Source organism: Pseudomonas sp. CFBP 8772 (genome assembly GCF_014841665.1).
Classification (GTDB): Bacteria; Pseudomonadota; Gammaproteobacteria; order Pseudomonadales; family Pseudomonadaceae; genus Aquipseudomonas; species Aquipseudomonas graminis_B.
Window position 1 is genome coordinate 104,690 of sequence record NZ_JACYUI010000013.1, and the last position, 23,633, is coordinate 128,322.

The 23,633-nt window shown below is 60.3% G+C and carries 23 protein-coding genes; 8 read left to right on the top strand and 15 right to left on the bottom strand.

The genetic code is table 11. From position 1 onward, the window contains the following. Nucleotides 1-159: 159 nt before the first annotated feature. From IFT99_RS22275 to cmoB, 3 genes are all read left to right on the top strand, one after another. Complete coding sequence (locus IFT99_RS22275; RefSeq protein WP_192135210.1) at nucleotides 160-2,280, top strand: TonB-dependent siderophore receptor; 2,121 nt, start codon at nucleotides 160-162, stop codon at nucleotides 2,278-2,280. Nucleotides 2,281-2,434: 154 nt separating this feature from the next. Continuing rightward, a complete protein-coding gene (gene cmoA / locus IFT99_RS22280) occupies nucleotides 2,435-3,178 on the top strand; it encodes a carboxy-S-adenosyl-L-methionine synthase CmoA (RefSeq protein WP_065992462.1) in 744 nt (247 codons plus the stop codon). After that, nucleotides 3,175-4,134: a tRNA 5-methoxyuridine(34)/uridine 5-oxyacetic acid(34) synthase CmoB gene (gene cmoB / locus IFT99_RS22285; protein WP_192135212.1), complete on the top strand. Its 960-nt coding sequence runs from the start codon at nucleotides 3,175-3,177 to the stop codon at nucleotides 4,132-4,134. Before cmoA ends, cmoB begins: the two co-directional genes overlap by 4 nt. Nucleotides 4,135-4,254: 120 nt before the next feature. Here the strand turns inward: cmoB and pdxJ are convergent, their stop codons facing one another. The 11 genes from pdxJ to rpoE all read right to left on the bottom strand — a co-directional run bounded on the left by pdxJ (nucleotide 4,255) and on the right by rpoE (nucleotide 14,749). Further along, entirely contained in the window at nucleotides 4,255-5,010 is a 756-nt protein-coding gene (gene pdxJ, locus IFT99_RS22290) for a pyridoxine 5'-phosphate synthase (RefSeq protein ID WP_192135214.1), read from the bottom strand. Nucleotides 5,011-5,099: 89 nt separating this feature from the next. Next, on the bottom strand, nucleotides 5,100-5,789 hold the full coding sequence (recO, locus tag IFT99_RS22295) for a DNA repair protein RecO (protein WP_192135216.1): 690 nt from the start codon (nucleotides 5,787-5,789) through the stop codon (nucleotides 5,100-5,102). A 166-nt stretch (nucleotides 5,790-5,955) separates the two neighbouring features. Further along, nucleotides 5,956-6,858, bottom strand: a complete 903-nt coding sequence (gene era, locus IFT99_RS22300) for a GTPase Era (protein WP_065992456.1) — start codon at nucleotides 6,856-6,858, stop codon at nucleotides 5,956-5,958. After that, nucleotides 6,851-7,540, bottom strand: a complete 690-nt coding sequence (gene rnc / locus IFT99_RS22305; protein ID WP_065992454.1) for a ribonuclease III — start codon at nucleotides 7,538-7,540, stop codon at nucleotides 6,851-6,853. Before rnc ends, era begins: the two co-directional genes overlap by 8 nt. After that, a complete protein-coding gene (locus IFT99_RS22310) occupies nucleotides 7,537-7,914 on the bottom strand; it encodes a DUF4845 domain-containing protein (RefSeq protein ID WP_192135293.1) in 378 nt (125 codons plus the stop codon). Before IFT99_RS22310 ends, rnc begins: the two co-directional genes overlap by 4 nt. Nucleotides 7,915-8,014: 100 nt before the next feature. Continuing rightward, a complete protein-coding gene (gene lepB / locus IFT99_RS22315) occupies nucleotides 8,015-8,869 on the bottom strand; it encodes a signal peptidase I (RefSeq protein ID WP_065992450.1) in 855 nt (284 codons plus the stop codon). A gap of 9 nt (nucleotides 8,870-8,878) precedes the next feature. Beyond that, a complete protein-coding gene (gene lepA / locus IFT99_RS22320) occupies nucleotides 8,879-10,675 on the bottom strand; it encodes a translation elongation factor 4 (protein WP_065992448.1) in 1,797 nt (598 codons plus the stop codon). A 171-nt stretch (nucleotides 10,676-10,846) separates the two neighbouring features. Next, nucleotides 10,847-12,283: a DegQ family serine endoprotease gene (locus tag IFT99_RS22325; RefSeq protein WP_197986076.1), complete on the bottom strand. Its 1,437-nt coding sequence runs from the start codon at nucleotides 12,281-12,283 to the stop codon at nucleotides 10,847-10,849. Between the two features lie 292 nt (nucleotides 12,284-12,575). Then, on the bottom strand, nucleotides 12,576-13,538 hold the full coding sequence (locus tag IFT99_RS22330; protein ID WP_192135218.1) for a MucB/RseB C-terminal domain-containing protein: 963 nt from the start codon (nucleotides 13,536-13,538) through the stop codon (nucleotides 12,576-12,578). A gap of 8 nt (nucleotides 13,539-13,546) precedes the next feature. Next, complete coding sequence (locus IFT99_RS22335) at nucleotides 13,547-14,134, bottom strand: sigma-E factor negative regulatory protein (RefSeq protein ID WP_192135220.1); 588 nt, start codon at nucleotides 14,132-14,134, stop codon at nucleotides 13,547-13,549. 33 nt (nucleotides 14,135-14,167) lie between these two features. Then, nucleotides 14,168-14,749 carry an RNA polymerase sigma factor RpoE gene (gene rpoE, locus IFT99_RS22340; protein ID WP_037014368.1) on the bottom strand — a complete coding sequence of 194 codons (582 nt, stop codon included), beginning with the start codon at nucleotides 14,747-14,749 and terminating at the stop codon, nucleotides 14,168-14,170. Nucleotides 14,750-15,244: 495 nt separating this feature from the next. On the opposite strand from rpoE, the gene nadB reads away from it, so the two are divergent. Beyond that, nucleotides 15,245-16,861: an L-aspartate oxidase gene (gene nadB, locus IFT99_RS22345; RefSeq protein ID WP_192135222.1), complete on the top strand. Its 1,617-nt coding sequence runs from the start codon at nucleotides 15,245-15,247 to the stop codon at nucleotides 16,859-16,861. On the opposite strand, the gene IFT99_RS22350 is transcribed toward nadB, so the two are convergent. Both IFT99_RS22350 and IFT99_RS22355 read right to left on the bottom strand, forming a co-directional pair. Next, nucleotides 16,830-17,297 (bottom strand): protein YgfX, encoded by a 468-nt coding sequence (locus IFT99_RS22350; protein WP_192135224.1) that lies wholly within the window; start codon nucleotides 17,295-17,297, stop codon nucleotides 16,830-16,832. The two genes, nadB and IFT99_RS22350, sit on opposite strands and share 32 nt — an antisense overlap. Continuing rightward, entirely contained in the window at nucleotides 17,281-17,535 is a 255-nt protein-coding gene (locus IFT99_RS22355) for an FAD assembly factor SdhE (protein ID WP_065992433.1), read from the bottom strand. Before IFT99_RS22355 ends, IFT99_RS22350 begins: the two co-directional genes overlap by 17 nt. 142 nt (nucleotides 17,536-17,677) lie before the next feature. Between IFT99_RS22355 and ygfZ the strand changes: the two genes are divergently transcribed. Further along, nucleotides 17,678-18,619, top strand: coding sequence for a CAF17-like 4Fe-4S cluster assembly/insertion protein YgfZ (gene ygfZ, locus IFT99_RS22360; RefSeq protein ID WP_192135226.1), 942 nt, complete (start codon nucleotides 17,678-17,680; stop codon nucleotides 18,617-18,619). A 97-nt stretch (nucleotides 18,620-18,716) separates the two neighbouring features. Then, entirely contained in the window at nucleotides 18,717-19,538 is an 822-nt protein-coding gene (locus IFT99_RS22365) for an HDOD domain-containing protein (protein WP_065992430.1), read from the top strand. Nucleotides 19,539-19,556: 18 nt separating this feature from the next. Here IFT99_RS22365 and IFT99_RS22370 read toward each other — a convergent pair whose 3' ends face one another. After that, nucleotides 19,557-20,981, bottom strand: a complete 1,425-nt coding sequence (locus IFT99_RS22370) for a sensor histidine kinase (RefSeq protein ID WP_192135228.1) — start codon at nucleotides 20,979-20,981, stop codon at nucleotides 19,557-19,559. After that, nucleotides 20,974-21,645, bottom strand: a complete 672-nt coding sequence (locus tag IFT99_RS22375; protein ID WP_192135230.1) for a response regulator — start codon at nucleotides 21,643-21,645, stop codon at nucleotides 20,974-20,976. Before IFT99_RS22375 ends, IFT99_RS22370 begins: the two co-directional genes overlap by 8 nt. A 474-nt stretch (nucleotides 21,646-22,119) precedes the next feature. Between IFT99_RS22375 and IFT99_RS22380 the strand changes: the two genes are divergently transcribed. After that, nucleotides 22,120-23,100, top strand: coding sequence for a Bug family tripartite tricarboxylate transporter substrate binding protein (locus IFT99_RS22380; RefSeq protein ID WP_065992422.1), 981 nt, complete (start codon nucleotides 22,120-22,122; stop codon nucleotides 23,098-23,100). A 74-nt stretch (nucleotides 23,101-23,174) separates the two neighbouring features. Continuing rightward, nucleotides 23,175-23,633, top strand: coding sequence for a tripartite tricarboxylate transporter TctB family protein (locus tag IFT99_RS22385; RefSeq protein WP_108122261.1), 459 nt, complete (start codon nucleotides 23,175-23,177; stop codon nucleotides 23,631-23,633).

The following is a 23,633-nucleotide window of genomic DNA, read 5'->3' on the forward strand; positions in this document are numbered from 1 at the left end:
TGGTAATGAAATGGGTTGCAACTAAGGTTCTTCGACTGAGGATGGGAAAGCTTTAATGCGGTGGGGTGAACATCGATAAATGACATTGATTCTCAATTATAACTTGCCGATACTTGAGAACCATCATCATTCGTTACATTCGCCGGAGCTTCGCCCGCCATGCGCCACTCGATCCCCTTTTGCCCAAAGGCCCTTTCGTTAATCGCACTGAGCGTGCTTAACACAGCGAATGCCGAAGACACAGCGCTCAGCCTGCCCGCCACCGACGTGACGTCAACGGCCACCTACGGTGACACCGGCGACCCGCTCGGTTATCAAGGCAAACCCGGCAGTACCACTACCCGGCTGGACCTGACCAAACAGCAAACGCCTCAAGGTATTACCAACATCAAGCGCGAGCAAATGGATGACTTCAAGCTCAACAGCATTCGCGACGTATTAACCAGTACCCCCGGCGTCAACGTGCAAAAAGTCGAAACTGACCGCACCTATTTCACCGCGCGCGGTTTCGACATCAACAACTTCCAGTACGACGGCACGGCCATGCCGATGACCAATGGGTTGCTGGTGGGCGACATTGACCTGGCGCCCTACGAACAGGTCGATATCGTTCACGGCGCCAACGGTTTGATGTCCGGATCCGGCAACCCTTCGGCCACGGTCAACTTCATCCGCAAACGCCCGACCTACGATCCCCAGGCGAAGATCGACGTGACTGCCGGTTCCTGGGACAAACGCCGGGTGGACATCGACGTTTCCGGGCCACTGACCGACTCAGGCAACGTGCGCGGACGCGTCATCTACGCCAACGAGAACGGCAACTCATACCTTGATCGCTACTCTCGCGAGAAGAACATCTTCAGCGGTCTGCTGGCATTCGACTTGAGCGACAGTGACACGCTGACCCTTGGTTACGAAGACCAGAAAACCAACGCCAATGGCTCAAGCTGGGGCGCACTGCCGTTGGTCGATGGCAATGGCAACGCCATCCATTACAGCAGCACCCATTCCAATATTTCCCAGCCGTGGGTGCATTGGGATGTTCACACGCAACGCGCGTTTGCCGAGTGGGAGCACACCTTCGCCAATGACTGGAAGTCGAAGCTGACCGTCGCCGGCGCCGAGCACCGCGAAGACACCGAGATGTTCTACATGTTGAGCTCCACCGACTCGCCGACCGGCTACAGCGGTCTGGGCTCCAAGTACAAAGACAAAAACCTCGAACTCAGTGGCGATTACTCCCTGAGCGGCCCCTTCATGCTGGGCGGTCGCGAACATCAACTCACGCTGGGGGCGAACGCTGCACGCCAGCGCAACCGCGAATCCTCGCAGTATGGCGACATACTCAACTACTCGCCTGTCACCCTTGAAGATGCGCTGCATGGCTACCTGCCGCGGCCGAATTACGTCGCCGCGTTGCCCGCTGCGACGTCGAACTACACCGATCGCCAGAAGAGCGTCTACGCCGGCGCGCGTTTCAGCCTGACCGACGACCTGCATTTGATCACCGGTGCCCGCATGCTCAGCGCCGACAGCAATGGCGACAACTACGGCTCCGCGCGCAAGGTGCGCATTCACGGCAAAGTCACGCCGTACGCCGGCATCGTCTACGACCTGACCCCCGAATACGCGCTGTACGCCAGTTACACCGAAGTCTTCAATCCGCAGTATTACCTCGACGGCCAAGGCCGGGTGCTCGATCCCCTTGAAGGCAAAAGCTATGAAGCGGGCATCAAGGGCCAGTTGCTGGACAAGAAGCTCAACGTCAGCGCAGCGGTGTTCCATGCCAAGCAGGACAACGTGCCGGGCAGTTCGGTGTATGACGCCAGCCTTGGCGGCTACGTGTACGAGGCGATGTCCTACGACAGCAGCGGCCTGGAGCTGGAAGCGTCCGGCGAAGTGGCACCCGGCCTGCAAATCAACGGCGGGTACACCTACGTCTATATCACCGACGACAACGACAGCCGTGCGCGCAAATTCATCCCGCGCCACGCCCTGACGTCGTCCATGACCTACCAGTTGCCAATGGCACCGAAGGTCAAGGTCGGCGGCAGCCTGAGCTGGCAGAGCAAGACCCATAACGACGACGCACCGGCCGCCCGGCAGGAGGCCTACGCGCTCATCGGCCTGATGACCCGCTATGACATCGATCAGCACTGGAGCACCCAGTTCAACCTCAACAACCTCACCAACGAGAAATACCAACAGAGCCTGCGCTACAACCAAAGCAACTTCGGTGATCCACGCAACTTAACCGCATCGGTAAGCTGGACATACTGATAACACGGCTTGCGTCTCAGCCGCCCAGGTGCAACCGGGGCGGCTTTTGCCGTTGAGGGGCAAACGTCTGCACACGAACGATGAGATGAGGTTCCAGCCGAGGGACGGAATTGGCTAAAATGCCGCACTTTTCGCCTTGTCACCCGGAATCGCCGTGAGCCCAGAACCCGACCGCCTATTCGCCCAGCCGCTGCCCCAGGTGCCCGACTTCGCTTTCAACGAAGACGTCGTGCGGGTGTTCCCGGACATGATCAAGCGCTCGGTACCGGGCTACCCGACCATCGTCGAAAACCTCGGCGTGCTCGCGGCGCAGTTCGCCCAGCCCCACAGCGTGCTCTACGACCTGGGCAGCTCACTGGGCGCCGTCACTCAGGCGTTGCGCCGGCATGTGCGCACTGAAGATTGTCGGGTGATCGCCATCGACAACTCGTCGGCCATGGTCGAGCGCTGCCGCGAATACCTCAACGCCCAGGACTCGATGTACCAGGAGTTGCTGCCGGTGGAGGTCATCGACGGCGATATCCTGGGTCTCGAGTTTCAGCCGGCCTCTGTCGTTGCCCTGAACTTCACCCTGCAGTTCATCGCCCCCGAGCAACGCCTCGCCCTTTTGACTCGCATCCGCCAGTCGCTGCTGCCCGGCGGCGCGCTGATCCTGTCGGAGAAGCTGCGCTTTGATGACACCGAAGAGCACGCGCTGCTCAGCGATCTGCACGTCGCCTTCAAGCGCGCCAACGGTTACAGCGAGCTGGAGATCGCGCAGAAACGCAGCGCGATCGAAAATGTGATGAAGCCCGACAGCCTTGAGCAGCACCGCGAACGCTTGCTGGCCGCCGGTTTCAGTAAAGTCGTGCCCTGGTTTCAGTGCCTTAATTTCGCCTCGTTGATTGCCCTGCCATGATTGATCTCGCTCCCCTGGTCCGCCGTCTGGCGGGCACGCCACTGTATGCCTGGGCCCAAGGCCTGCAGGCGCAACTCGACGCGAAGATGGAAAAGGGTCATGGCGACCTCGAACGCTGGCAAGGCGCCCTGAATGCCTTGCCTGATCTGACGCCAAGCCGCATCGAGCTCAAGGACGATTTCATCCTCGACGCCGACTGCGACGACGCCACCCGCGAGCAGACCCGCGCGGCGCTGATGGGCCTGTCGCCGTGGCGCAAAGGCCCTTTTGATGTGTTTGGCGTGCACGTCGACACCGAATGGCGCTCGGACTGGAAATGGTCGCGGGTGTCGCCGCACCTTGATCTGAGAGGCAAGCGCGTTCTGGATGTGGGCTGCGGCAACGGCTATTACCAGTGGCGCATGCTGGGGGCCGGGGCCGACAGCGTGATCGGCGTTGACCCGAACTGGCTGTTCTTCTGCCAGTTCCAGGCCATGCAGCGCTACCTGCCGGACCTGCCGGCGTGGCACCTGCCGTTCACCCTGGAAGATCTACCCGCGCGGCTGGAAGGCTTCGACACGGTGTTCTCCATGGGCGTGCTGTATCACCGCAAATCCCCCATCGATCACCTGCTGGCACTCAAGGATTGCCTGGTCAAAGGCGGCGAGCTGGTGCTGGAAACCATGGTGGTGGAAGGCGACGCGAATCAGGTGCTGGTGCCGGAAGACCGCTACTCACAGATGCGCAACGTGTGGTTTCTGCCATCAGTCCCCGCGCTGAAACTGTGGCTGCGCCGCGCGGGTTTTGTGGATGTGCGCTGCGTCGACGTCAGCACCACCACGGTAGAGGAACAGCGCGGCACCGACTGGATGCGCTTTCAATCGTTGAGCGACTTTCTCGATCCCGCTGATCACAGCAAGACCGTGGAAGGACTGCCTGCACCGCGGCGTGCGGTGATCGTTGGGCGCAAGCCGTAAACCCACAACGGCGCCATCGCGCGCGCTCGTGGAGCATGACAACACCGCAGCTGTCATTGCGGACAAATCACCCGTGGGAGCGAGCTTACTCGCGAAGGCGATGGTGGTCGTCCCTTCAGATCACTGGCGGTGAGAAGAACTCGCCGCTGCCAGAATCAACGCCTTCATCTCCGATACCGCGGACTTGAAGCCGACAAACAGGGCATGGGCCACCAGCGCATGGCCGATGTTCAGTTCGTTGATGCCCTTGATCGCCGCGATCGCTTCAACGTTGTGATAGTGCAAACCATGACCGGCATTGACGATCAGGCCCTGGGCCAGACCAAAAGCAACGCCATCGGCAACGCGCTTGAGCTCTTCGGCGACGGCCGCCGGGGTTTCGGCATCGGCATAACGGCCCGTGTGCAGCTCGATGGCCGGCGCGCCAACCCGGGCCGACGCGGCAATCTGGCGCTCATCGGCGTCGATGAACAGCGACACTTCGCTGCCGATGGCAGACAACCGCTCCACCGCCGCCTTGATGCGCGCTTCCTGACCGGCGACATCCAGCCCGCCCTCCGTGGTCAGTTCCTGACGGGTTTCCGGCACCAGGCAGATGTGCGCCGGCCGAATGCGCTCGGCGAACGCCATCATCGCTTCGGTGACGCCCATCTCGAAATTCATGCGCGTTTGCAGCACGTCTTTGAGCAGCAATACATCGCGTTCCTGAATGTGCCGACGGTCCTCACGCAAATGCACGGTGATGCCGTCGGCACCCGCTTCCTCGGCATCCAGCGCGGCCTTGACCGGATCGGGATAGCGCGTCCCGCGGGCCTGGCGCAGGGTAGCAACGTGGTCGATGTTCACGCCGAGCAGAATGCGAGTGCTGTGGGTCACGGGGTTCTCCTGATTACTGTGGCGGTGCCAGCCAGTAGTGGCTGATTGCGCAAGCGAGGAAGGATTTTCTAGGTTTGCGCCGCTGGACGCTAGAGTTTGCGAAACAATTCACGGCTGACCAGCGGCCGCCCACCCAGATGCACGGCCAGGGCCTGGCGCATCAGACGCTTGGCCGCCGACAGCGCGCCCGGCGAAGTCCAGTCCGCTTCAGACATCGCCTGCAATTCGGCGCCCTGAAACAATCCCGGCTGAAACAGATACACCCGCTCAAGGCCTGCGTCCACCTGAAGCCGGTACAGGCCGTCGCTGGCCAGGGGATCACCGTTGACGTCTGCATCCAGCGCAAAGCCGTAACCGAGATCGTCCAACAGCCGCCATTCGAACGAGCGCAGCAACGGTTCCAGCGCGCGCCCTTCGGCCAGGGCCACAAGGGTCGCAGCGTAATGCTCGAACACGCCCGGGTGCGGGTCTTCGGCGGGCAACAGACGAATCAGCAATTCATTGAGATAGAGACCGCTGAACAGCGCCTCGCCTTCCAGCCACGTAGCGACGCCGACGCCTTCCATGCGCCCCACGTTCTTCAGCTCGCCCCGCCCGCGAAATTCGACTTCCAGCGGCACGAACGGACGCGCCATCGTCCCCGCCTTTCCCCGAGCGCTGCGCAACACCGCACGCAAGCGACCCTTCGGGGTAATGAAATCGACCAGTGCGCTGTTTTCGCGGTACGCACGGCTGTGCAACACATAAGCGAGCTGACCGACGGGAGGGGTTTGTGACATGGCTATCTCGATGAAAGAACGCGGCCGGACGGGCAATCTGAAACGACTGTGGGAGTGAGGTTGCCTGCGAACAGGCGATCCCAGTCAACATCAAATGCTGAATGTCACATCCTCTTCGCGAGCAAGCTCGCTCCCACACGTGTTCGGCACAACCAGACTGCTTAGATTACAAGTCGCCGTAACCCAGCGAACGCAACGCGCGCTCGTCATCGGACCAGCCGCCTTTGACCTTGACCCACAGATTGAGCATGACCTTGGAATCGAACAACACTTCCATGTCACGACGCGCATCCGAGCCAATGCGCTTGATGCGCTCGCCCTTGTCGCCAATGATGATTTTCTTCTGCCCGTCGCGTTCGACCAGAATGAGCGCGTGAATATGCAGCGTCTTGCCCTGCTGCTTGAATTGCTCGATCTCGACGGTGATCTGGTACGGCAACTCGGCACCCAGCTGACGCATGATCTTCTCGCGCACCAGTTCCGCTGCGAGAAAACGGCTGCTGCGGTCGGTGATCTGATCTTCCGGGAAGAAGTGCTCATTCTCCGGCAGCTGATCGGCAATGACCTTCTCCAGCGCTTCCAGGTTATGCCCCTGCTGCGCCGAGATCGGGATGATCTGGGCGTTCGGCAGTTGCTCCTGCAGCCAGGACAAATGCGGCATCAGCGCGCTCTTGTCTTCGATGCGATCGGTCTTGTTCAGCGCCACGATCAACGGGCCGGTCACGTACTGCACGCGCTCGAGAACCATCTGGTCCTCTTCGGTCCACTTGGTGCGGTCGACCACGAAAATCACCACATCGACGTCTTTCAACGCTGCCGAAGCGGTCTTGTTCATGTAGCGGTTAAGCGCTTTGTCGCTGTTTTTGTGCATGCCGGGGGTATCGACATAGACCGCCTGCACGGCGCCTTCAGTCTTGATGCCAAGCATGTTGTGCCGGGTCGTCTGCGGCTTGCGCGACGTGATTGCCAGTTTCTGGCCGAGGATGTGGTTCAGCAGCGTCGACTTGCCCACGTTTGGCCGGCCAACAATGGCAACATAGCCACAGCGTGTTGCAGGTGAATCAGTCATTGCCATTCTCCACACCCAGGGCGATAAGGGCTGCGGCCGCTGCTACCTGCTCGGCAATGCGACGGCTTACGCCTTGTCCCCGGCTTTTTTCATTCAATAAAGAGATCTCGCATTCGACGAAGAAGATTCGGCAATGCGGCTCGCCCTGGATATCCACCACTTCATAGCGTGGCAGATCGCAGGCGCGTGACTGAAGGAATTCCTGCAGCCGTGTTTTCGGGTCTTTGTTGGTGTCGACCAGGGTCAGGGTTTCGAACTCGCTGGCCAGCCAGGCGAGCACGCGCTCCCTTGCCATGTCCATGCCGGCGTCGAGGTAGATCGCACCGATCAGGGCTTCCAGTGCGTCAGCCAGAATCGACTCACGGCGAAAGCCGCCGCTCTTCAACTCACCCGAGCCCAGGCGCAGGTATTCGCCCAGATCGAAACCGCGAGCCAGAAGCGCAAGGGTCTCGCCTTTCACCAGACGGGCGCGCAGACGGGACAACTGACCTTCACGCGCCTGGGGGAAACGCTCGAACAGCGCTTCGCCGGCGACGAAGTTGAGAATGGCATCACCGAGGAATTCCAGACGCTCGTTGTTGCGTCCGGCAAAGCTGCGGTGGGTCAGGGCCAGGATCATCAGCTCCTGATCCTTGAAGGTATAGCCGAGCTGACGCTCCAGGCGACTCAATGAAACGCTCACGGTTTACCCACGCTGAATTCGTGGTCGAACTTGACCACCAGATCGATGTTCTGGATCAGTGACTCACGTTTTTCGTAGTTCAAATGAGCGAGGAACCTGTTGTTCTCCGTCGTCACAGTTAACGCCTTGTTCAAATCCAAATCCCGAATGTTATTAACCTGCATACCTTTGGCCACATAGGCGTAAAGGTCACCGGCGTTGGTGATGTCTGCCGTGCGATCAGTGCCGGCACTTTCGATGATTTTCTTCATAGACAGGTAGTCCATGTAATGCGGCACGATCTTGGCGGCAGCGCTTCCGGCGAAGGCCAGAATCGCCAGCAACACCAGCCAGCCGATGAACGAGAGGCCTTTTTGCGGACCGGCAGACGTCATGATTGTTTTCAAGAGTAGCCCTTCCTCGTCACCTGCGAGATCGGCCACGCAACATGGCCCTGAATGACATACGGCGCTGCCAATGGCAGCGCCGCATCGGTTACTTGATCAGACCGACTCGCGAGAAGTTCGGAAAGTGGCTGAGCTTGGGTTCAGGCCAGCTCATCCAGACCGCGAAGGCCTTGCCGACGATATTCTTGTCGGGGACCATGCCCAGCTCGTCCTTGGGAATGTTGGGATCATCCCAGTAACGGCTGTCATTCGAATTGTCGCGGTTGTCGCCCATCATGAAGTAGTGCGCGGCCGGAACGGTCCATTCATGATCAGGCGGCGCGCGGTAGCGGCTCATTTCCTGACGGATCTGGTGCTCCACTTCGCCCAGCTTCTCGTTGTAAAGCTCTGCGCTGCCCAGCGTGCCCGGCTCCGAACCGATCAACTGCTTGGCCACCAACTGGCCGTTGATGAACAACTGCTTGTCGTTGGTGTAGCGAATCACATCACCTGGCAAGCCGATCACCCGCTTGATGTAATTGACGTTGGGGTCGCTTGGGTAGCGGAACACCATCACGTCGCCACGCTGCGGGTCTCCGACCGGGATGACCTTGAGGTCGATCACCGGCAGGCGAATGCCGTACGAGAACTTGTTGACCAGGATGAAATCGCCCACGTCCAGCGTCGGCTTCATCGAGCCCGACGGGATCTGGAACGGCTCAACCAGAAACGAGCGCAGGACCAGAACGATGAACAACACCGGAAAGAACGATTTGCCGTATTCGACCAGAAACGGCTCCTTGTTCAACCGCTCCACGACCGCGACATCAGGCTGGCTCACGCTGCCCTGATAGTTCGCTATCGCGTTACGGCGACGCGGCGCCAATATGACCAGATCGAACAGGGCCAGCAAACCGCAGACAAACACGGCGACGACCAGCAACAGCGGGAAATTTAGTGACATAGGGCCTGACTATTCCAACCTGAGCACTGCAAGGAAGGCTTCTTGTGGAATTTCCACGTTGCCGACCTGCTTCATGCGTTTTTTACCGGCCTTCTGCTTCTCGAGCAGCTTGCGCTTACGGCTGACGTCACCACCGTAACATTTGGCCAGTACGTTCTTTCTGAGCGCCTTGACGGTTGTACGCGCGATAATCTGACCGCCAATGGCGGCCTGGATTGCCACGTCGAACATCTGACGAGGAATCAGTTCTTTCATCTTTTCAGTCAACGCGCGGCCTTTGTAGGCGGCGTTGTCACGGTGCACGATCAGCGCCAGAGCGTCGACCTTGTCGCCGTTGATCATCACGTCCAGGCGAACCAGATTGGCCGACTGATAACGATCGAAATGGTAGTCCAGCGACGCATAACCGCGGCTGGTCGACTTCAGTCGGTCGAAGAAATCCAGCACCACTTCGTTCATCGGCAAATCGTAGGTCACTTGGACCTGCGTGCCGAGGAACAGCATGTCGTGCTGAATGCCACGCTTCTCGATACACAGCGTAATGACGTTGCCCAGGTGCTCTTGAGGCACAAGAATGTTCGCCCGCACGATCGGCTCGCGCATGTCCTCGATGGTGGACAGGTCTGGCAATTTCGACGGGTTGTCGACGTAAATGGTTTCACCGGTCTTCAGCAGAAGCTCGAAGATGACCGTCGGTGCGGTGGTGATCAGGTCAAGGTCGTACTCGCGCTCAAGGCGCTCCTGGATGATCTCCATGTGCAGCATGCCGAGGAAGCCGCAGCGGAAGCCGAAGCCCAGCGCGTCCGAGCTTTCCGGCAGATACTGCAGGGAAGAGTCATTCAGCGTCAGCTTTTGCAGCGCGTCGCGGAAGTCTTCGAAGTCATCGGAGCTGACCGGGAACAGACCGGCGTAGACCTGCGGCTGGATGCGCTTGAAACCGGGCAGCACCGGAACGTCCGGGGTGGTGCTCAGGGTCAGGGTGTCACCCACTGGCGCGCCGTGAATGTCCTTGATGCCGGCGATGATGAAGCCCACTTCGCCCGCTTTCAGATCAGCGGTGGCGCTGTGCTTGGGGTTGAACACGCCCACGCTATCGACGAGGTGCATCTTGCCGGTCGACTTGACCAGAATCTTGTCGCCCTTCTTGACGCGGCCGTGACGCACACGCACCAGGGAAACAACGCCCAGGTAGTTGTCGAACCACGAATCGATGATCAGCGCTTGCAGGGGATCTTCGATGTTGCCGGTCGGTGCCGGGATGGTGTGAACCAGACGCTCCAGCACTTCGTCGACGCCCAGGCCGGTCTTGGCGCTACAGACCACGGCGTCGGTGGCATCAATGCCGATGATCTTTTCGATTTCTTCCTTGACCCGGTCCGGATCGGCCTGGGGCAGGTCAATTTTGTTCAGGACCGGCATGACTTCCAGGCCCTGTTCGATAGCGGTGTAGCAGTTGGCGACGGATTGGGCTTCTACGCCCTGACCGGCATCGACCACCAGCAACGCGCCCTCACATGCCGCCAGCGAGCGGCTGACTTCGTAGGTGAAGTCAACGTGCCCCGGGGTATCAATGAAGTTGAGCTGGTAGGTGATCCCGTCCTTCGCTTTGTAATAAAGCGTGACGCTGTGGGCTTTGATCGTAATCCCGCGCTCACGCTCCAGGTCCATGGAATCGAGGACCTGAGCTTCCATCTCGCGCTCGGTCAGGCCGCCGCACATCTGGATAAATCGGTCAGCCAGCGTCGACTTGCCATGGTCAATGTGGGCGATGATGGAGAAATTGCGGATATGACTCAAATCACTCACGGATCAACACTCGAAAAAGGTCGCAGGCAGACTGCCCGCCAAAAATAGCCGGGAATTGTACCTGAAGGAACGATCAGGCGTCACGTTCACGCGCAGCGCCTGCTCGCCATGCACCCTGGGGGCACAAAAAAAGGAGCGGTCTGACCGCTCCTTTTTGCTGTTCCCGACGGGTTATTCCGCCAGTTTGAACGTGATGAATGTCGCACGACCCTGACGCAGCACGCGCATGGAGACAGAGCGATTCTTCGGCAAGCCCTTGGCCACTTCAGTGAACTGCTTGGACGAAGTGATCGCCTGGTTGTTCAGGTGAGTGATGACATCACCCGACTGCAGACCGATCAGCGACGCAGGACCGTCCTGGACTTCCTTGATGACGACGCCGCCCTTCAGGTCCAGCGACTTCATCTGTTCAGCGGTCAGATCGACCACGGAAACGCCCAGGCGGTTGCTGCTGCGCTCAACACCGGTGTCAGCCGCGCCCATCTCTTCGCCTTCGGCCGGCAGTGCACCCACAGTCACCGTGAGCTTCTGACGCTTGCCGTCGCGAATCACTTCGAGCTCGGCCTTGCTGCCGTCCTTCAGGTTGCCTATCAGGTGCGGCAGGTCTGCGGACATGACGATCGGGGTGCCATTGGCGCTCAGGATCACGTCGCCCACTTGCAGGCCACCCTTCGCTGCCGGACCGTCATCAAGCACTTGAGCCACCAGCGCACCGGCCGGCTTGTCCAGACCGAAGGATTCGGCCAGGTCTTTGTTCACTTCCTGGATGACGACGCCCAACCAGCCACGATTGACCTTGCCACTGGCCTTGAGCTGGTTGGCAACATCCATCGCCACGTCGATCGGGATGGCGAACGACAGGCCCATGAAGCCACCGGAACGGGTGAAGATCTGCGAGTTGATACCCACCACTTCGCCCGCCATGTTGAACAGCGGCCCACCCGAGTTACCCGGGTTGATCGCCACATCGGTCTGGATGAATGGCACGTAGGTATCATTCGGCAGACTGCGGCCCTTGGCGCTGACGATGCCTTTGGTCACCGAGTGATCGAAGCCGAACGGCGAGCCGATCGCCAGCACCCATTCCCCGACTTTCAGCTTGTCGGAATTACCCAGCTTGACGGTGGGAAGGTCCTTGCCGTCGATCTTCAGCACCGCGACGTCGGTACGAGGATCGGTGCCGATCAGCTTGGCCTTCATTTCGCTGCGATCTGAAAGACGCACGAGAATCTCATCGGCACCATCGATCACGTGATTGTTGGTCAGGATGAACCCGTCGGCGGAGATGATGAAGCCCGAGCCGAGTGACTGCGCCTCACGCTGGCGATCCCCCTTGCCGCCCCCTGGCGCACGGGAGCCTGGCGGCGTGCTGCGCTCAAGGAATTCACGAAGCATCGGTGGCAGGCCTTCCAGATCAGGCATCTGACCCTGGGCAACCGCGCGGTCCGGCAGTTTTTGACGCGTACTGATGTTGACGACTGCAGGGGAAGCCTGCTCCACCAGAGAGGTGAAGTCCGGCAGGGCTTCGGCCTGAGCGGTGAAGACCTGTCCAAGCATCAGCACAGCGGCCATCCAGGCCAGGTAAGGTTTCAAGCGTGGTATCGACATATGGCTCCCGTTTACAACGAGCATGGTTAAGCGGTACGAGCCCGCAGGCTCGCGAAGCATCTGTGTGTCGCGGCTTCCCGTGACACCTGTGTCTGCTCCAGTTTCCTGGACCCTGAAACAACAAAGGCCACAGCTGCGAAGCTGTGACCTATAGAAAAAAATACACCCGATTGCAACCGACAAAGCGCACTAAACATTTCAGCAGTACCAGTGAAGCCCATATTTAAAGGCTTGTGAACGTGAAACGACCGAATGAAACCTTTTTCATAGTGGCCATCACCGGCGTGCAGAATCAGTTCTTGCTCGTGGTCGCAGCATCGTCGCGCATCGACAACGCAATGCGCTCGGCGGTCCCGATGGGGATCTCGCCCACCACGGTCACCATCGCATCACCCTTGGGTGTGGTTACGCGACGGGAGACGGCAACGGTTGGCCCTAACTGAGTGCGGATGTCCGTGACCGCGGCGCCAGTGACGGGCTCGACGAACACCGAAAAACGGGCGAGGCCATCGTCATACATCAGGCTCGTCACAAGACTTTTCGAGTCCGGATCCTTGCGTGCGGCAGCGCTGCTCAGGTCAAAACCGGGAGGCAACCAGTCCGAGCGCCACACAACATTCTGCTTTGGCGCATCTGCTTTGGACCTGGCCACTTCAACCGGCTTGCAGTCACCACTTGGCGACAGCATCTGATCAGTCAGCGACTGCGAGGTGTTGAGGTCGGTGAACTGGAAGCGCTCGAGCAATTGGCCCTTGTCACTGAGCAACAACGACTTCAATGGCAGACCTGTTTCACTGTCGAGGTGCAGTTCGATGCCGTAGCGGTGCTGATCACGGGGGGTAAGCGTCACCACATTGGCCACACGTCCGGCAACACGCGAGGTACCTGCTGACTTGATGTCATACCAGGATGACAACCTGGCAGCATCTAAAGCTCGGGCCGGAGAATCGGGAACGCTGGACACACCCTCTTCGAGGGTACCGCTCACGCACTGGGTAACCCCGTCGACGCGCAGTACTTCCTGAGGAGAGCCATCCAGTTGAAGTAGATGCTCGCGAACCTTGCCGTCGGCGACGCGCTGCCAGATTCGGTGAGTAGAGAAGCTTCCGTTACGCTCGTAAACGAATGTGCCGGTGTAGCTTTGCCGTTGCTCGGCCTGCGCAAGACGTTTCAGCTGGTCTTGCGCGTCATCGGCATGAGCTGGAAGGACCAGCCATCCACCCAGCAGAAGCGGCAGTAGAGGGATGGCGCGCATGATCCTCCTTAACGGTTTTCCAGGCTTGCAGCACGAGCGTATGGCAGAGCGCCTTCAGCGCCTTTCATGGCAGCTTGCTGAGCATGCTGACGCAGGTAACCTGGCAGACGTTGGTCATGCCAACCGGCCTGGTTCTGCAGCACACCGCTGGCCATCGGACCCGGGGACTGCTCGCCCTCGGTGTAGCCTGCGAGCACCGCCGGGCCTTTGGCCTGCGGCATTGCGACGTTGGCCGGCTGAGATTGCTGAGCCAGTTGCGCCCCGGTAATTTCGTCCTGGTTGTACAAGCGGACACCAGCCAGAACGGCAACAGTCACCGAGGCGGCTACCGCCAGGCGACCCAGCGTACGCCAAGGGCCGCGACCGGCCTTCAACGGGCTGACTTCATCAGCGATTCCGGCAGCAACGGCAGCCGAAATATCCAGATGAGGCAGCAACAGTTCTTTATGCATTGCTGCACGGGCAATCTGATAACGGGACCAGGTGGCTCGTGTGTCTGCATCTTCAATGGCGCTAAGCACCCGACGCAGTTCCAATTCGTCCGCTTCGTTATCCATCACCGCGGACAGCGATTCCTGCAGGGCTTCACGACTCATGGCGGTTCCTCTCTTGTGGCTATCGCCGCTGTCTCAGGTTTCCTGCAACAGAGGTTGCAAGGCTTTGTCGATGGCTTCCCGAGCGCGAAAAATGCGAGAGCGCACGGTACCAACCGGACATTGCATGACACTGGCAATGTCTTCGTAACTCAGACCGTCGAACTCACGCAACGTTAAAGCTGTACGCAAATCTTCTGGCAGTAGCTGGATGGTTCGATGGACGGTGCCTTCGATCTCATCCCGCAGCAATGCCCGTTCTGGCGACTCGATGTCCTTGAGGCCGTGATCGCCATCGTAGAACTCCGCGTCTTCCGATCTGACATCGCTATCCGGCGGACGCCGACCTCGCGACACCAGATAGTTCTTCGCCGTGTTAATGGCGATACGGTAAAGCCACGTATAAAACGCACTGTCACCGCGGAAGTTACCAAGTGCGCGATAGGCTTTGATAAATGCCTCTTGCGCAACATCCTGGGCTTCGTGGGTGTCGTGAACAAATCTCACGATCAACCCAAGAATCTTGTGCTGATATTTCACCACTAGCAGATCAAACGCTCGCTTGTCGCCGCGCTGTACGCGTTCAACCAGCTGCTGATCTTCTTCCTGGGTTAGCATGAACACTCCTCATAAAGCTTAAAGGAGCATCGCATCGGCTCTTTCGCAGGCTTGCAAACATAGACTCGGGCTTTAAGCAAAAGTTCTCCCCCCTTCAAGCAAGTTTCCGGCGGGCGTCTGCTGCCCGCACAGAAAACGCCGCTCGAACCAGGTCGGCTGCGTAAATAATCTTGTCGTCAAAAACGTTCGTACTGGCTGGAAACTGCCACTGCGTAACGTCGACGCTGTTCCTTTATGGGCAACCCACTATTGAACGTGCGGGTTCGTGAAAAGTTCCCATCGTTCATTATTGGCCGTAAGACACATCCCCTGTCAGTTGTAGGACTCAATCCATATGAAGCTGTGGGAAAGATCGCATCCATCAAACGGGGTGCGGGAGATTGCGAGGTGGCGCACACTCCGCTCCCACCGTGATTCACCGTTGCCATAAAGCGCGGACATTGTGCCGTTCCACACTTGCTTATACTAGTGGCCATTTAGACGCCGGTACCTGAGATGAGTCAGCATTTCCAGCACGACGTATTGGTAATAGGCTCCGGCGCAGCCGGTTTGAGTCTTGCACTGACACTGCCCGGGCATTTGCGCGTGGCGGTCCTCAGCAAAGGCGATCTGGCGAACGGCTCGACGTTCTGGGCTCAGGGCGGCGTTGCGGCAGTGCTGGATGACGCCGACACCATACAGTCACACGTGGAAGACACCCTCAACGCGGGCGGCGGCCTGTGCCATGAGGACGCAGTCCGGTTTACCGTCGAGCACAGCCGCGAGGCCATTCAATGGCTGATCGACCTTGGCGTGCCCTTTACCCGCGATGACCCCTCGACCGTCGTGGACGGCGGCTTCGAGTTTCACCTCACCCGCGAAGGGGGTCACAGCCATCGCCGGATTATTCATGCCGCCGACGCTACTGGCGCGGCGATCTTCCGCACATTGCTGGCGCAGGCCAGCGCACGCCCCAATATCGAATTGCTGGAACAGCGCGTGGCAGTCGATCTCATCACCGAGTCCCGGCTGGGCCTGCAAGGGCAGCGTTGCCTGGGCGCCTATGTGCTGGATCGTTTGACGGGAGAGGTCGACACCCACAGCGCGCGTTTCACCATTCTGGCGTCCGGCGGCGCGGCGAAAGTCTACCTCTACACCAGCAACCCAGACGGCGCTTGCGGCGACGGCATAGCGATGGCCTGGCGCGCGGGCTGCCGCGTGGGCAATCTGGAGTTCAACCAGTTCCACCCCACCTGCCTGTACCACCCCCAGGCCAAGAGCTTTCTGATTACCGAAGCCCTGCGCGGCGAAGGCGCTTACCTGAAGCTGCCCGATGGCGAACGCTTCATGCAGCGTTTTGACCCAAGGGCCGAACTGGCTCCCCGCGACATCGTTGCCCGGGCGATTGACCACGAGATGAAACGCCTGGGCGCCGACTGCGTGTTTCTGGACATCAGTCACCAGTCCGAAGACTTCATCAAGAACCACTTCCCGACCGTGTACGAGCGTTGCCTCACGTTCGGTATCGACATCACCCGTCAACCGATTCCGGTGGTCCCGGCGGCGCACTACACCTGTGGCGGCGTTATGGTTGACCAACAGGGCCACACCGATGTGCCTGGACTGTATGCGATCGGCGAGACCAGCTTCACCGGCCTGCACGGCGCCAATCGCATGGCCAGCAACTCGCTGCTGGAATGCTTCGTGTACGCCCGCTCGGCTGCGGCAGACATCGTGACTCAGCTTGAGCACGTCCCCCAGCCGCAAAACCTGCCGGCATGGGATTCGAGCCAGGTGACCGATTCCGACGAAGACGTGATCATCGCCCACAACTGGGATGAGCTGCGTCGGTTCATGTGGGACTACGTGGGCATCGTGCGCACCAACAAGCGTCTGCAGCGCGCCCAGCATCGGGTGCGGCTGTTGCTGGACGAGATCGACGAGTTCTACAGCAACTACAAGGTCAGTCGCGATCTGATCGAGCTGCGCAACCTGGCCCAAGTGGCAGAGCTGATGATTGCTTCAGCGATGGCGCGCAAAGAGAGCCGGGGTCTGCACTACACGCTGGATTACCCCGACATGCTGCCCGAAGCGCTGGACACTATTCTGGTGCCGCCCACCTTCGCCGGCTGAACTTCAGGCGCAAACGCAGGCGTCGGTGACTGTCCGGGGCCATGGCGTCTGCCGGGATGCACAGGCTTCGTACCCACATGCGGCTCAGCCAATGGCCCGTCATCCGCCGGAAACGCAGCACAACCAGGTGCGGCAGCGCCAGGCTGTCGGGGCGTAGCTGCACCGGGTGCCAGCCGCCCTCCTCGCTGCACAACGCCCAGCCGCTGCCGTCACGGCGCAGCCCCGTAGATGACTGCGGCCGGTCCAGCAGAATGAACGTCCGGAGACTGCGTGCTGCGTGCAAGGCGCACAGCAAGACGCCGATGGCTTTTGCCCACAAGGGAATTGAAAGGAAAACGGTCGACGCCAGCGCAAGGATTTGCGTGACGAGGTACGCCGCCAGCAGCGCCCGGGAAGGCTGCCAACGGCATTCGAAGCGATCACTTCGGCTGGACACGGTCCAGGATCATCCGAACCATGCGTTGCAGCTCCGGATCTTCGGATTCCGCGCGCTGCATGAACCAGCCGAACATGTCCTGATCTTCACAGGTCAGCAGGCGCACGTAGAGGTCGCGATCGACCTGATTGAGCGTCGGGTAGACTTCTTTGACGAACGGCACCAGCAATACGTCCAGCTCGAGCATGCCGCGACGGCTGTGCCAAAAGAGGCGATTGAGTTCAACATCTTCGACCATGGAGGGCTCCTCGAATTTGCCGGCGAGTATACAGGCGCATCGTCCCGGGGCGTACTTGCAGTTAGTCGCAGCTTTTTGCGTATACCCATTAACGACACGCGGCACTATGATGGTGCCCCAGACTTCTACCCTGCGATGACTCATGGCCGTTCCAGCATTTTTCTGCCCCCTGTCCCATGAAGGTGTGCTCGCCGTTCGCGGCGTGGATGCCGGCAAATTCCTGCAAGGCCAACTGACTTGCAACATCGACTACCTGAGCGAAGGCAAAGCCACCCTCGGTGCGCGCTGCACGCAAAAGGGCCGCATGCAGTCGAGCTTCCGCATCCTGCTCGAAGGTGATGGCGTGCTGCTGGCGATGGCCAGCGAGCTGATCGAAGCGCAATTGCTGGACCTGAAGAAATACGCTGTCTTCTCCAAATCCAAACTGACCGACGAAAGCGTGTCCTGGGTGCGATTCGGCTTGCAGGATGGCGACGGGGCACTGGTCAGCCTTGGCCTCGACCTTGCGCAGGAAACCGACTCGGTGGTCCGCGTCAATGACCTCATCGCCATTCGCGTCTCCCCTGCCCGCGCCGAATTGTGGGTACGTGTCGAGCAGGCCGAGGACGTGCGCAGCCGGCTGATCGCCCACGTGCCGCAAGCGCCGCTCAACGACTGGTTGCTGGGGCAGATTCGCGCCGGCATCGGCCAGGTGGTCGGGCAGACTCGCGAAGAATTCATTCCACAGATGATCAACCTGCAAGCCGTGGGCGGTGTGAGTTTCAAGAAAGGTTGCTACACCGGCCAGGAAATCGTGGCGCGCATGCAGTACCTCGGCAAGCTGAAACGCCGGATGTACCGCCTGACCATGGGCAGCACAGAACTGCCTGAACCGGGCGCTGCACTGTTTTCGCCGGTTCACTCAAGCGCAGTAGGCAACGTTGTGATCGCGGCCCGGTCTGATGTCGGGATCGAGGTGCTGGCGGTCTTGCAGGCGGATGCGGCGGAAGATGGCCGGATCCATCTGGGTGCGGCAGATGGCGAGGCCCTGCAAATGAGCGAATTGCCATACACCCTCGACGCGAAGCTCGAAACACAGCGTTGAACCCGGTTGAGGCATGTGCAAGACGTCGGTGTAGTTGCCAGCGCCGTCCCCTCGTGTGGACGGCCGTTGGCCGGAATGCAATGTCCAGAGATCCAATATGAGTAGCATGGCTGACGAAGTGCAGAGGGATCTGATCAAGGCGATCGACAAGGATGCTCTGTTTCTGCCAACTCTCCCCGAAGTTGCACTGAAAATCCGCCTCGCGGCGGAAGACTCGGAAATCTCCATTGCTGCACTGAGCAAGGTCATCGGCAGCGACACCGCGCTTTCCGCACGGCTGATCAAAGTCGTCAACAGCCCCCTGCTGCGGCCCAATTTCGAAGTCAGCGACGTGCTGACGGCGGTCCGACGGCTGGGCGTTAACTACAGCTGTAACCTGGCCATCGGGCTGGTGGTGGAGCAGATGTTTCACGCCAAATCCGACGTCATCGAAACCAAGATGCGCGACATCTGGAAACTCAGCATGCAGGTGGCCGGGGTGTGTAATGTCCTCAGTTACCGCAGTGCGCGCCTCAAGGCTGACAAGGCCACGCTGGCCGGGCTCATCCACCTTATTGGTGTGTTGCCGATCCTGACGTACGCCGAGGACAACTACGAGTTGCTCGCCGACCCGATCAGCCTCAATCACGTCATCGAACGCATCCATCCGATCATTGGCGAGCGGCTGCTGCGCTCATGGGATTTTCCGGACGGCCTGGCGATCGTGCCCCGGGAATTCCAGAATTTCAGCCGTGTCTCGGGTCAGGCTGACTACGTGGATCTGGTCCAGGTCGCGACGATTCACATTCACGAAATGAACGGCACGCCGTACTCGAATCTGCAGTTTCAGGCCGTTCCCGCCGTGGCGCGGTTGGGCCTGAACATGGCCGATGGCGGGCTGATCAACGAGATGAACCAGGCAATGACGCTGTTGTACTGATCCTGTTGACCTAACCGGTCAAACCAGCCCCACCAGCCCCGACTCCGGCACCATAAAGCTCACCCTCACTTTCAAGCCCCGCTGTGCGCCGTCATGCAAGGTGATACGCGCCAGGTGTGCCCTGCAGATCTCCCCCACGATCGCCAATCCCAGACCGGAACCCTTGCTCTGCTGATTACGCCGGTAGAAGCGCTCGAACACTCGCTCGCGCTCGTGGGCGGGGATGCCGGGGCCGTCGTCCTCGACTTCGAGCATACACGGCGCATGAACACGCAAAATCACGTTGCCGCCCGCCGGGGTATGAGCCAGGGCGTTATCCACCAGGTTGCTCAGCAGTTCGTTGAGCAACGTGGGTTCGCCGCGCATCCACACCGGCTCTTCGGCTTCCAGCGCCAATGCCACACCCCGGGCATGGGCCAGCGGCGCCATCGCCATGCCCAGCTCCCGGGCCAGCTGACTGAGGTCGAGCAATTGTGCGCCGCCCTCCGCAATGGCCCGCGCGCCATTTTCGATGCGTGCCAGCGACAGCAACTGGTTGGCCAGGTGGGTCAGTTTGTCGGTGCCGGAGGCGGCGCTCTCCAGCGTGTTACGCCACGCCGCAGGCTCCTGATCACGCAGCCCCAGCTCCAGCCGCGCCTTTAATGCAGCCAGCGGCGTGCGTAATTCATGGGCGGCGTCGGCGATGAATTGCGCCTGACGCTCGAACTGCATGCGCAGCCGTTCGGTGAAATGATTGAGCGAGCTGACCAGCGGACGCAGCTCGTGCTGCACTTCGACCAGCGGCAACGAGCGCAAATCGTCAGGCTGGCGTTCTTCCACCGCCGTGCGCAAGCGGTCCAGGGGTCGCAACGCGGCGCTGACCGTGAACCAGACCAGCAGCAGAGCGCCGCTGCCGAGCATGCCCAGACGCAGCAGGGTATCGGCCATCAGGGCCTGGGCCATGTCGACCCGCGCCTCTTCGGTTTCCGCCACGCGAATCTCGGCCATGCCGTTCATGTTCGGCTCGCTCACGGCCTTGAGCAGGCTCACCACTCGCACATCCTGCCCCTGATAACGCGCGCTGTAGAACTTGGCGAGCGCCGGATAGGCGTCGGTGCGCGGCGTGCCTTGGGGCGGCGCGGGAATATTTTCGTAGCCCGAAATGAGCTTCTGATTGATGTCGTTGACCTGGTAGTAGATGCGTCCCGCGCTGTCGTAGGCGAAGGTATCCAGAGCCACGTAGGGCACGTCGGCGCTGAGGGTGCCGTCGCGTTCCGACAACCCGGCAGCGATGGTCCGCGCCGAGGCCAGCAAAGTGCGATCGTAAGCGGTGTCTGCCGCTTCGCGTCCGTTCCAGTAGGCGCTCATGCCGCTGGCGATCATCAGCACCACCAGCAGCAGACCGAGGTTCCACAGCAAGCGCCAGCGCAGGCTGTTTTCCGCTGAAGGGAACGGATTAAGCATCCCGGCTTTCCAGCAGATAACCCAGACCCCGAAACGTGACGATCGCAATCGGGTGCCCGTCGAGCTTCTTGCGCAGACGGTGCACGTAGATTTCGATGGCGTCGGCGCTGGCGTCTTCGTCCAGGCCAAATACCTGGGCCGCCAGTTGCTCCTTGCTCATCACCCGACCGGGCCGGGCGATGAGCGATTCGAGCACTGATTGCTCGCGGGAGGTCAGCGTGAGGAGTTCTTCGCCCAAGGTGAAGCGGCGGGTGTCGAGGTCGTAGACCAGCTCCCCGCAGCGTTGCTGGCGTTCGCCACCCAGTACGCTACGGCGCAACAACGCCTTGACCCGCGCTTCCAGCTCGGACAGCTCGAAGGGTTTGGCCAGGTAGTCGTCGGCGCCGAGGTTGAGGCCGTGGACCCTGTCCTTGACGTCGCTGCGGGCCGTCAGCATCAGCACGGGCGTGTTCTTAGCCCGCGCCCGCAGACGCGCCAGCACTTCGAAGCCGTCCATGCGCGGCAGGCCGACGTCGAGCACCACCGCGGCATATTCTTCGCTGCTCAGGGCCAGATCAGCTGCGACGCCGTCGTGCAGAACGTCAACGGTCATGCCGCTGCTCTTGAGGGCCAGCGCGACACTTTCAGCCAGTTGCAGATGATCTTCGACGAGCAGGACACGCATCGACTTCTCCAGAGTGGGCATTTTATGGGCCGAGTTTACAGGGGCGCCGTCGTCTGTGAAGGTCCGGCGCGCGGGAACAGCCACCTCCTGCGCTTGAGGCGGATCAGTTGAAAGCTTCCTGAAAGGTAGTTGAAAGGTTCACGAAAGCTTCGCTGATTAGGATCCCGTTACGACTTGTCACGATTGCGTCCCGCGCGACGCTGCTGATGCCAGGGCCGTGACGAAAAACGCCTTGATGCGTTTTCAACAATAAAAACAATATCGGAGTCATCAGTGATGCCCTCACTGCCATCATCGGCCCTCGTGCCGTCAGAATCCCATTGTGTTTACTGTTCACCTCGCAGCCCTGTTGCGCGGTGTTTCGTCACGTCCGCATTGCGTCGGCCCACTCCTTCTCAAGGTTGTGGGACGACTGCCTGACAAACGTACAACCGCCTGCCCCCATTAAAACAACAACTCCTCTGGAGACGGACCATGAACCTATCGTTGCGCCAAATCAGCGTTGCCGCCAGCTGCATGCTGATGGCCACCCAATTGTGGGCCGCCGAGCCCAATCGTCCTGAATGCATCGCGCCGGCTTCCCCCGGCGGTGGCTTCGACCTGACGTGCAAACTGGCGCAGAGCGCGCTGATCAACGAGAAAATCCTCTCCAAACCGATGCGCGTCACCTACATGCCAGGCGGCGTCGGCGCCGTGGCGTACAACGCGGTGGTCGCCCAGCGCCCTGCCGACGCCGGCACGCTGGTGGCCTGGTCCAGCGGCTCGCTGCTGAACCTGGCGCAGGGCAAATTCGGCCGTTACGATGAAAACGCCGTGCGCTGGCTGGCCGCCGTCGGCACCAGCTACGGCGCGATCGCAGTCAAGGCTGACTCGCCTTACAAGAACCTCGACGATCTGGTTAAAGCGCTGAAAGCCGACCCGGGCAAAGTCGTCATCGGCTCAGGCGGCACCGTGGGCAGCCAGGACTGGATGCAGACCGCACTCATCGCCAAAGCGGCCGGCATCAACCCGCGGGAGCTGCGTTATGTCGCCCTCGAAGGCGGCGGTGAAATCGCCACTGCCCTGCTCGGCGGCCACATCCAAGTGGGCTCCACCGACATTTCCGACTCCATGCCGCACATTCTCAGCGGCGACATGCGCCTGCTGGCAGTGTTCTCTGAAGAGCGTCTGGACGAGCCGGAAATGAAGAACATTCCGACCGCCAAGGAACAGGGCTACGACATCGTCTGGCCGGTGGTGCGCGGCTTCTATCTGGGGCCAAAGGTGTCGGACGAGGAATACAACTGGTGGAAAGCGGCATTCGACAAGCTGCTGGCCTCGGAAGACTTCGCCAAGCTGCGCGATCAGCGTGAGCTGTTCCCGTTCGCCATGACCGGTGAAGAGTTGGACAAGTACGTGAAAACCCGCGTCGCCGAGTACAAAACGCTGGCCAAGGAATTCGGCCTGATTCAGTGACTGAACCCATCGAAGCGTACTCGATTGACTGAGGATTGCGCCGCCTGCGCGGTGGCGTGATCCGGGAGCTTTCCATGGTTATACAACGCATTTTCGCCGTCGTGCTGCTGCTGGTCTGTATCGGCCTCGCCATGATGGCATGGCCTTATCAGGCGCCGTTTTCCTACGAACCTGTCGGCCCTCGCGCTTTCCCGCTGCTGATGCTGGCGCTGATGGGCATCTCGCTGCTGTACATGGCGATCCGTCCGACACCGATCGTGCACTCCGAGGAAGAACCGGCGCTGGACCGTCCGACGCTGATCAAAATCGGCATCTGCACCCTGCTGTTGCTGGTATTCGCCGGGTTGTTCGAGCCGCTGGGCTTCGTGCTGAGCAGCATTCTGATCGGCATCCCCATGGCGCGCCTGTACGGTGGCCGCTGGCTGCCAAGCGTCGTGATCATCACCTTCATGAGCATCGCGCTGTACGTGCTGTTCGACAAAGTGATGGATGTGCCCCTGCCCCTCGGCCTGCTCGACGTTCTGGAGAACTGA